Genomic DNA, 1,598 nt, shown 5'->3' on the forward strand with positions numbered 1-1,598 from the left:
CCGCCTGCCAGCTCGCACCCCCGTCGTCGCTGGCAAGCAGCGTCGTGCCGCGCCAGCCCGGCGCCGTGCCCGCCGCCAACACTGCAATCTGCGGTCGCGTCGGCAATGCCCCCGACAGCGGCGGCAATTCGGCCGCGATCAGGATCGTCGCGCCATGGCTGCGGTCGGGCGTCACCACCGGGTTGCCGGGCGATGCCGCGCCCGATGCCGTCACCACCGCGATCGGCGCCAGTTCCAGCTCGACCGCCATCGCCTCCAGGTTCCAGCCCGTCACGCGATAGGGCGTCGTATCGCCCTGCACGCACACCCGGTCGCCCGGCCGGATCGACAGCCCTTCCCAGCCGATATGCACGCGCCGCCGCCACCGGTCGGCCTCCGCCCGCACCAGCAATGACGCGGCCATTGCCTTGGCGACCGGGGCGGGCATGACAGCGGGCAGTTCGACATGCTGCTCGCGCCAGCCGCCGCCGGGCCGGACCGCGCGCTGCAACCCCGCCTGATAATCGCGCGCCGCGTCATAATGCGCGAGCGTCACGGCGCGCGGCGCGTGGTCGGCGGCGGCGACCCGGTGCACCGCTGTGGAACCGCCATGACCGCTGTCGGCGACGGCCACCGCCGCGCCCTCCCCCGCCCGCAGCTCGATGCGCTCCCCCGCCGGCGCGAACCATCCGCCCCCGGTCATCGCCAGCATCGCCACCACGTCGCGCCGCGACCCGCCATGCGCCGAAAAGCCGTCCAGCGGCGGCGTCAGCCCGGCTTCGCCTGCAACCCCGCTCGCCAGCGCGGCGGCAATGGCCCCGCCACCGACAGGCGCTTCATCGGCCTCGACCTCAAAGGTCAGCGACGGAATCCGGTTGCCATAATCGGCCAGCGCCATCCCCTCGAACACGGCATAGGCCTGTCCGCGCATCGCCGTTGCCCGCGCGATGCCCACCGCGCTGGCGATCAGCGGGTCGGGCGCCTGCGCCTCGCCGCCGGTGTAGAGGCGAAAGTCGGTCGCCGACTTGAAATCCCCTGCCGCCCCGCGCAGCAGGTTGCCGTCGGCCCATATCCGCCGCACGCCGCGAATGGCGCGCGCCGACAACAGCACCGCGAAAGAGGCGGAATAGCTGTATCGCACCGTGTCGGGCGCGCCCTTGCCCCCGCCATCGGTTGCACGCGTCTCAATCAGGTCGGTCGCCCAGATCACCGTGCCCGCGACGCGGATCGTTCCGAACAATTGCGGGATTTCCGCGCCATAAGAGGATGTCTGGACCCTGAGTTCGCTCAGCCTCGGTCCGTTGCGCGCCGCCGGACGCATCAGCGTGCCGTCGATCGCCCCGCCCGCGATCGCGCCCAGCGCACCGCCGATCGGCCCGCCAATGGCGGTTCCGACTGTCGTCAAAATCAACGTCGCCATGGGTTCAATCCCCTTTCTGTGCGCGCCAGATGCCGATCACCGGCCAGGGCGGCGGGCCGGGCCGCTCGACCACGCGGCGCAGCATCGCGTCGGCATGGACCATGCCGCGCGCGGTCAGCACGCCCAGGTGCAATTGACCCGGCCCGCTCCGCATCAGCACCACGTCACCGACCTGCCCCGCTCCCACCCGCGTCAGCCC

1 protein-coding gene and 1 pseudogene are annotated in these 1,598 nt (G+C 72.3%); both read right to left on the reverse strand.

The genetic code is table 11. The annotated features are described in order from the left end of the window. Positions 1 to 1,399: phage tail protein (locus VL973_RS09335; RefSeq protein WP_325283751.1), on the reverse strand; the 1,399-nt coding region annotated here is incomplete at its 3' end. Between the two features lie 4 nt (positions 1,400 to 1,403). Next, positions 1,404 to 1,598, reverse strand: a pseudogene (locus VL973_RS09340) (peptidoglycan endopeptidase); the annotation flags it as partial.

Origin of the sequence: Sphingomonas sp., from assembly GCF_035490575.1 — a bacterium.
Classification (GTDB): domain Bacteria; phylum Pseudomonadota; class Alphaproteobacteria; order Sphingomonadales; family Sphingomonadaceae; genus Sphingomonas.